This window comes from Streptomyces sp. NPDC033174, from assembly GCF_055577795.1.
Genome location: NZ_JBVIPQ010000001.1, coordinates 1,041,908 through 1,050,541 on the forward strand (window position 1 = coordinate 1,041,908; position 8,634 = coordinate 1,050,541).

Consider the following 8,634-nt stretch of genomic DNA (forward strand, 5'->3'; position numbering starts at 1 on the left):
TACGTAAAGGAACACACTGGTCATGACCAATGATGAGAAGCTTCGCGACTATCTGAAGCGTGTGGTCGCCGAGTTGAAGCAGACTCAGGGGCGGCTGCGGGAGATCGAGTCGGTGAAGTCCGAGCCGATCGCGATCGTCGGGATGGCGTGCCGGCTGCCGGGCGGGGTCACCTCGCCCGAGGAGCTGTGGCGGCTCGTCGCGAACGGCACGGACGCCGTCAGCGAGTTCCCGGTGAACCGGGGCTGGAACACCGACGACCTGTACGACCCCGACCCGGAGAAGTCCGGCAAGTCATATGTCCGCGAGGGCGGGTTCCTGCACGACGCCGACGAGTTCGACGCCCGGTTCTTCGGGATCTCGCCGCGCGAGGCGCTGTCCATGAACCCGCAGCAGCGGCTGCTCCTGGAGACGGCGTGGGAGACGTTCGAGCGGGCCGGTATCGACCCGACGACGCTCGGCGGCAGCAGCGTCGGTGTCTACGCCGGGGTGATGTACCACGACTACGCGGTCGGGCTCACCGACGTGCCGCGCGAGGTCGAGGGGATGCTGTCCATCGGCAACTCGGGCAGCGCGACCTCGGGCCGGGTCTCGTACACCCTGGGGCTGGAGGGTCCGGCCGTCACGGTCGAGACGGCCTGCTCGTCGTCGCTGGTCGGCATCCACCTGGCGGCGCACGCGCTGCGCAGCGGCGAGTGCTCGATGGCGCTGGCGGGTGGTGTCGCGGTGATGGCGACCCCGGACACCTTTGTGGAGTTCTCGCGCCAGCAGGGTCTGTCGCCGGACGGCCGCTGCAAGGCGTTCGCCGGTGCGGCGGACGGCACCGGCTGGTCCGAGGGCGCGGGTCTGATCCTGATGGAGCGCCTGTCGGACGCCCGCCGCAACGGTCACCCGGTTCTCGCGGTGATCCGCGGTACGGCCGTCAACCAGGACGGCGCGTCCAACGGTCTGACGGCCCCGAACGGGCCGGCCCAGCAGCGGGTCATCAAGCAGGCCCTCGCCAACGCCGGCCTGTCCCCCCAGGATGTGGACGCCGTCGAGGCGCACGGCACGGGCACCAAGCTGGGCGACCCGATCGAGGCGCAGGCGCTGCTCGCCACCTACGGCCAGGGCCGCCCCGGGGACCAGCCGCTGTGGCTGGGCTCGCTGAAGTCCAACATCGGGCACTCGCAGTCAGCGGCCGGCGTCGCCGGAGTGATCAAGATGGTGGAGGCGATCCGGCACGGTGTGCTGCCGAAGACCCTGCACATCGACGAACCGTCGCCGCACGTGGACTGGTCGGCCGGTGCCGTCGAGCTCCTCACCGAGGCGCGCGACTGGCCCGAGACGGGCCGTCCGCGCCGGGCCGGTGTCTCCTCGTTCGGGGTGAGCGGCACCAACAGCCACGTCATCATCGAGCAGGCCCCGGCCGAGGAGCGGGCCGAGGACGAGGCCCGTACGGCTCCGCCGGTCGTCCCGTGGGTCCTGTCGGCCCGTACGCCGGAGGCGCTGCGCGCCCAGGCCGGGCGGCTGCACGAGCTGGCGACGGCGGAACCGACGTGGGACGTGGACCCGGTCGACATCGGGCACTCGCTCGTCACCACCCGTACGTCCTTCGAGCACCGCGCGGTGGTCGTGGCGTCCGAGCGGCAGGAGCTGCTCGACGCGGTGGCCGCGCTGGCACGCGGCGAGCGGGCGCCCGGCGTCGCCGAGGGCGAGCGCACGCCCGGGAAGCTGGCGGTGCTCTTCACCGGCCAGGGGGCGCAGCGCGCCGGGATGGGCCGCGAACTGTACGAGTCCTTCCCGGTGTTCGCGGAGGCCTTCGACGCGGTCTGCGCGGAACTGGACCAGCACCTCGACCGGCCGCTGGCCGAGGTGATCGCTTTCGGCGACGGCCTGGACGAGACGGGCTGGACCCAGCCCGCGCTGTTCGCCCTGGAGGTCGCCCTCTACCGGCTCATCGAATCCTGGGGGGTGCGGCCCGACCATGTGGCGGGACACTCGATCGGCGAAATTGCAGCGGCGCATGTGGCGGACGTACTCACGCTTGCGGACGCGAGTGCGCTCGTCGCGGCTCGTGGCCGGCTGATGCAGGCCCTGCCGCAGGGCGGGGCGATGGTGGCGCTCGGGACGTCCGAGGCGGAGGTGGAGCCGCTCCTCGAGGGGCGGCTGTCCCTCGCGGCCGTCAACGGCCCCGCGTCGGTGGTCGTCTCCGGCGAGGAGGCCGCCGTCCTGACGGTGGCGGAGAAGGTGAAGGCGGCCGGGCACCGCACCAAGCGGCTGACCGTCTCGCACGCCTTCCACTCGCCGCTGATGGAGCCGATGCTGGACGACTTCCGGGCCGTCGTGTCCGGGCTGACGTTCCACGCGCCGAGGATCCCGGTGGTGTCGACGCTGACCGGCACGGTCGCCGGGGACGAGCTGCGGACGCCCGAGTACTGGGTGCGGCACGTCCGGGAGGCCGTCCGGTTCTCCGACGGGGTGCGCACCCTCGCCGAGCAGGGTGTGACCACCTTCCTGGAGCTGGGTCCGGACGCGGTCCTGACGGCGATGGCGGCGGAGACGCTCGACGGTGACGCCGTCGTCGTACCGGCGCTGCGGCGGGGCCGGCCGGAGGCGCAGGTCCTCGTGGAGTCGGTGGGGCAGGTGTACGCGGTCGGGCGGATCGTGGACTGGCCGGCGTTCTTCGAGGGCACCGGCGCCCAGCGGGTCGAGCTGCCCACCTACGCCTTCCAGCGCGAGCGTTACTGGCTCGCGGGCGGCGGCGGCGCGGGGGACGTGTCGGCCGCGGGTCTGGCCGGCGCCGGGCATCCGCTGCTCGGCGCGGTCCTCGGGCTGCCGGGCGAGGAGGGGCTGTGGGGGACGAGCAGGCTGTCCCTGGCGACGCATCCGTGGCTTGCCGACCACGCGGTCAACGGCACGGTGGTGGTGCCGGGCGCGGCGCTGGTGGAGCTGGCCGTACGCGCCGGTGACGAGGCGGGCGCGGGCACCCTGGACGAACTGGTCGTCGAGGCACCGCTGGTGCTGCCGGAGCACGGCGCCGTGCAGCTGCGGATCGGCGTGGCCGGTCCGGACGCGACGGGCCGCCGGCCCCTGACGATCCACTCCCGGCCGGAGGACGCGGCGGCGGACACCCCGTGGACGCGGCACGCCTCCGGGTTCCTGACCGAGAGTGGTGCCGCTCCCGGCGACGCCCTGTCGGTGTGGCCGCCGGCCGGTGCGGAGCCGGCCGATCTGGACGGGTTCTACGAACGGCAGGAGGAGGCCGGTCTCGGCTACGGCCCGGTGTTCCGGGGCCTGCGGAAGGTGTGGACGCGCGGCGAGGAGGTCTTCGCCGAGGTCGCGCTGGACGAGCAGGAGACCGGGGCCGCCGAGCGGTTCGGGCTGCACCCGGCGCTGCTCGACGCGGCGCTGCAGGCCAGTACGTTCTGCACCCCGCAGGAGACCGGCGAGGACGGCGTACGGCTGCCGTTCGCGTGGAACGGTGTGACGCTGCACGCGGTGGGCGCCGCGGCGCTGCGGGTGCGCGCGGTGCCCTCGGGCTCGGGGGTGTCGCTGGACCTCGCCGACGCGTCCGGCGCGCCGCTGGCCACGGTCACGTCGATGGTGACGCGTCCGGTGACGGCGGAGCAGCTGGCCGGCGGCGGTGACGATCCGCTGCGGGACGCGCTGTTCCGGGTGGAGTGGATACCGGCTCCGCTCAACGCCACGTCGGTGGGCGGAGGCTGGACACGGCTGGATGTGACCGCCGAGGACGGCGGCACGGTGCCCCAGCGGCTGCGCAGGCTCACCAACCAGGTGCTCGCCACGGTTCAGGAGTTCGTGGAGGAGGCCGACCCTGCGGGCGGTCCCCTGGTGGTGACGGCCCGCTCGGGCGACCCGGCGGCCGCCGCCGTGCGCGGCCTGCTGCGCTCGGCGCAGCTGGAGTATCCGGGCCGGCTGGTGCTGGCCGAGCTGGACGGCACGCTCGAGTCGCAGCAGGCCCTGGAGGCGGCGGTGGCCTCGGGCGAGTCCCAGTTCGCGCTCACCGGGGGTGTGCTGAGCGTGCCCCGGCTCGTACGGAACAAGGCGGTCACGGACGCGCCGAAGGAGGGGGTGCTGCGCGGCCCGGTGCTGATCACCGGCGGTACCGGTTCGCTGGGCGCGCTGCTCGCCCGGCACCTGGTCACCTCGTACGGAGTGAGGTCGCTGGTCCTCACCAGCAGGCGCGGACGCGACGCCGACGGAGTCGGTGAACTGGTCGCCGAGCTCACCTCGCTGGGCGCCGAGAGCGTCGTCGTGGAGGCGTGCGACGTCGCCGACCGGGCGGGCGTGGCACGGCTGCTCGACGCGCACCCCGTCACCGCCGTCATCCACACGGCCGGTGTCCTCGACGACGGCACCCTCACCTCCCTCACCGCCGACCGCTGCGCCAAGGTCCTCTCCCCCAAGGCCGACGGCGCCTGGCACCTGCACGAACTCACCGCCGACCGGGAGCTGGACGCCTTCGTCCTCTTCTCCTCGGTGACCGGTGTCCTCGGCAACCGCGGCCAGGCCAACTACGGGGCGGCCAACGGCTTCCTCGACGAGCTGGCCCGTCACCGGCACTCCGAGGGTCTGCCCGCCGTGTCCCTGGCATGGGGCCTGTGGGAGCAGAACGGCGGCATGGCACAGGCCGTGGAGGGGCGCGCGTCGAAGGACGGCATGAGGGCGCTCACGGCCGCCGAAGGGCTCGCGCTGTTCGACGCGGCTCTGGTCTCCGACCAGCCGGCGCTCGTCCCGGCGAAGCTGGACCTGGCCGCGTACGCCAGGACCCAGCCGCTGCCGGTGCTGCTCCAGGGTCTCGTGCGCCCCGCCCGCAAGCAGGCCACCGCCGCCGCGCCAGGCGCGGACACGCTGGCCACCCGCCTCGCGGCGCTCCCGCCGGCCGAGCGGCAGCGCGAACTGCTGACGCTCGTACGGTCGGAGGCGGCGGCGTCGCTGGGTCACTCCGGCGGCGACGCGATCAAGGCGGGGCAGGCCTTCAAGGAGGTCGGCTTCGACTCGCTCGCGGCGGTGGAGCTGCGCAACCGGCTCACCGCGGCCACCGGGATCAAGCTGCCGGCGACGCTGGTGTTCGACTATCCGACGCCTGCCGTGCTCGCCGACCATCTGCTGGCCACGCTCGCCCCGGCCGCCGACGCGGCGACGGGCGGCGCGGTGGACGCGGCCGGGCGTGAGGCGGACATCCGCCGGTTCCTCGCCACCGTGCCGCTGGACCGGCTCGCCGCCCTCGGCGTCCTGGACCGGGTCCTGCCGCACCTGGAGAGCGCCAGTGCCGCCGCCCCCGTCGAGAGCGGCGCCGACGCCGCCGCCGCCTCCGAACTGATCAGCGAAATGAGTGTCGACAGTCTGCTGGAGCTCGCCCTCGGCGGCGAAGCCCACTGAGCGAAGCCCACCGACCGGCTTTCACAACGGAGGAAGCAATGACCGCATCAGAGGACAACGCCGCCAAGCTCGTCGAGGCGCTGCGTGCCTCGCTCATCGAGAACGAGCGGCTCAAGAGGGAACAGGCCGCCGCGGCCGCGGCGGCGAAGGAACCCATCGCGATCGTCGGCATGGCGTGCCGGCTGCCGGGCGGGGTCACCTCGCCCGAGGAGCTGTGGCGCCTGGTCGCCGAAGGCACCGACGCCATCACCGAGTTCCCGGCCGACCGGGGCTGGAACACCGATGAGCTGTATGACGAGGACCCGGAGAAGTCCGGCAGAACCTATGTCCGCGAGGGCGGGTTCCTGCACGACGCCCATGAGTTCGACGCCGGCTTCTTCGGGATCGCGCCCCGCGAGGCGCTGGCCACCGACCCCCAGCAGCGGCTGCTGCTGGAGACGGCGTGGGAGACGTTCGAGCGGGCCGGTATCGCGCCGAGCACCCTGCGCGGCGGCAGTGTCGGTGTGTACGCCGGCGTGATGTACCACGACTACGCGGGACGGCTCCAGCAGGTGCCGAAGGAGGTCGAGGGCCTGCTCGGCATCGGGAACTCGGGCAGTGTCGCCTCCGGCCGCATCTCGTACACGTTCGGCTTCGAGGGCCCCTCGCTCACCCTGGACACGGCCTGCTCGTCGTCGCTGGTCGCGATCCACCTGGCGGCGCAGGCGCTGCGCAGCGGCGAGTGCTCGATGGCGCTGGCCGGCGGTGTGGCCGTGATGGCGACGCCGGGGGTGTTCGTGGAGTTCTCGCGGCAGCGCGGGCTCGCCACCGACGGCCGCTGCAAGGCGTTCGCGGCGGCCGCCGACGGCACGGGCTGGTCCGAGGGCGCCGGGCTGATCCTGCTGGAGCGCCTCTCCGACGCCCGGCGCAACGGGCACAAGGTGCTGGCCGTGGTCCGCGGCAGCGCCGTCAACCAGGACGGCGCGTCCAACGGTCTGACCGCCCCCAACGGTCCCTCGCAGCAGCGGGTCATCAAGCAGGCTTTGGACAACGCCGGGCTGACCGCGCGCGATGTCGACGCGGTGGAGGCGCACGGCACCGGCACGACCCTGGGCGACCCGATCGAGGCGCAGGCGCTGCTCGCCACGTACGGCCAGGACCGGCCCGGTGACGAACCGCTGTGGCTTGGCTCGCTGAAGTCCAACATCGGGCACTCTCAGTCGGCGGCCGGCGTCGCCGGAGTGATCAAGATGGTGGAGGCGATACGCAACGGCGTCCTGCCCAAGACCCTCCACGTGGACGCGCCGTCGCCGAAGGTGGAGTGGTCGGGCGGGGTGGAGCTGCTGACCGAGAACCGGCCGTGGCCGGACCTGGGCCGGCCGCGCCGGGCCGCCGTCTCCTCCTTCGGCGTCAGCGGCACCAACAGCCACGTCATCATCGAGCAGGCCCCGGCCGAGGAGCGGGCCGAGGACGAGGTCCGTACGACTCCGCCCGCCGTGCCGTGGGTGCTGTCGGCGCGCTCGGCGGCGGCGCTGCGCGACCAGGCGCTGCGGCTGCACGACCATGTGACGGCCCGGCCGGAGCTCGAACTCACCGACATCGGCCACTCGTTGCTCACGACCCGTGAGGGCCTGGAGCGCCGCGCCGTGATCGTCGCCACCAGCCGCGCCGAGGCGCTGTCCGCGCTGACCGACCTGGCGTCCGCGGACACTCCGGCGCAGGTGGTGCGGGGCACGGCCGACGTGGAGGACGGCCGGACGGTCTTCGTCTTCCCCGGGCAGGGCTCGCAGTGGGTCGGCATGGGCGGGCAGCTGCTCGACGAGTCCCCGGTGTTCGCGGCCCGTATCGCGGAGATCGAGGAGGCGTTCGCTCCGTACGTCGACTGGTCGCTGACCGATGTGCTGCGGCAGGCCGAGGGCGCCGCCTCGCTGGAGCGGGTGGACGTCGTCCAGCCGGTGTCGTTCGCGATGATGGTGGCGCTGGCGGCGCTGTGGCGCTCGTACGGCATCATCCCGGACGCGGTCGTCGGCCACTCGCAGGGCGAGATCGCGGCGGCCGCCGTCTGCGGGGCGCTGTCCCTGGAGGACGCGGCCAGGGTGGTGACCCTGCGCAGCCAGGCGATCGGCGCGATCACCGGCAAGGGCGCGATGGCGACGGTGTTCCTGCCCGCCGAGGAGACCGCGCGGCGCCTCGAGCCGTGGAGCTCGGACCTCGCCGTGGCGGCGGTCAACGGGCCCGGGTTCACGGTCGTCGCGGGCGGTGTCCAGGCACTGGACGAGTTCACGGCGGGGCTGAACGAGGACGGCGTCCGGGTGCGCCGGATCGCCGTGGACTACGCCTCGCACTCGCCGCACGTGGAGGACATCCGCACCGAGCTGTTCGACCTGCTGGCGCCGATCACCCCCCGCAAGCCGGAGGTGCCGATGCTCTCCACCGTCACCGGTGAGTGGATCGGCGCGGGCGACACCGACGCCAAGTACTGGTACGAGAACCTGCGGCGCACCGTGCGCTTCGCGGACGCCGCCGCCGTCCTTCGGGACCAGGGCTACCAGGTGTGGGTGGAGTCCAGCCCGCACGCGGTACTGGTCCCGGCGCTCCAGCAGCTGCTGGAGCGGGTGGCCGGTGGCGCGGTCGTCACCGGCTCGCTGCGCCGGGGCGAGGGCGGCCTCGCCACCCTGCTCACCTCGCTCGCCAAGCTCCATGTGCGGGGCCTGCCGGTCGACTTCGGCCGGGTCTTCGACGGCACCGGCGCCCGCCGGGCCGACCTTCCCACTTACGCGTTCCAACACCGTCGCTACTGGCTGGAGGCTTCCATCGTGATCGGCAACGGCGAGACCGCCGCGCAGGACCTGGTCGAGGAGACCACCGAGGAGCCCGGCGAGGTGCTCGCCGCCCGGCTCGCGGGCCTCTCCCCGGACGAGCGGATCGATGTGCTCACCGATGTGGTGCGCGCCGAGGCCGCGGCCGTCCTCGGACACGACGATCTGGAGGAGATCGAGGAGAACAGCGGCTTCTTCGACATCGGGTTCACCTCGCTGACTGCGGTGGAGCTGCGCAACCGCATCTCCGAGGCGACCGGGCTGCCGCTGCCCGCGATGCTGCTGTTCGACCAGCCGACCCCGGGCATGGTCGCGGAGTTCCTCGAGCCGCTGCTGCCGGCGGGTGTCCCGGCGAACGCCTGACGAGGGCGGGGGGGGGGGGGGGGGGGGGGGGGGGGGGGGGGGGGGGGGGCTAGGGGGTCGGTCGCAGCGCTCACGGCACAGAGCAGGGGA

2 protein-coding genes are annotated in these 8,634 nt (G+C 73.5%); both read left to right on the forward strand.

Annotated features, from left to right (window positions below; genetic code table 11):
- Nucleotides 1–22 precede the first annotated feature (22 nt).
- Nucleotides 23–5,383, forward strand: a complete 5,361-nt coding sequence (locus ACZ5VC_RS04730; protein ID WP_469118631.1) for a type I polyketide synthase — start codon at nucleotides 23–25, stop codon at nucleotides 5,381–5,383.
- 80 nt (nucleotides 5,384–5,463) lie between these two features.
- Entirely contained in the window at nucleotides 5,464–8,544 is a 3,081-nt protein-coding gene (locus ACZ5VC_RS04735) for a type I polyketide synthase (RefSeq protein WP_469118937.1), read from the forward strand.
- Nucleotides 8,545–8,634 lie beyond the last annotated feature (90 nt).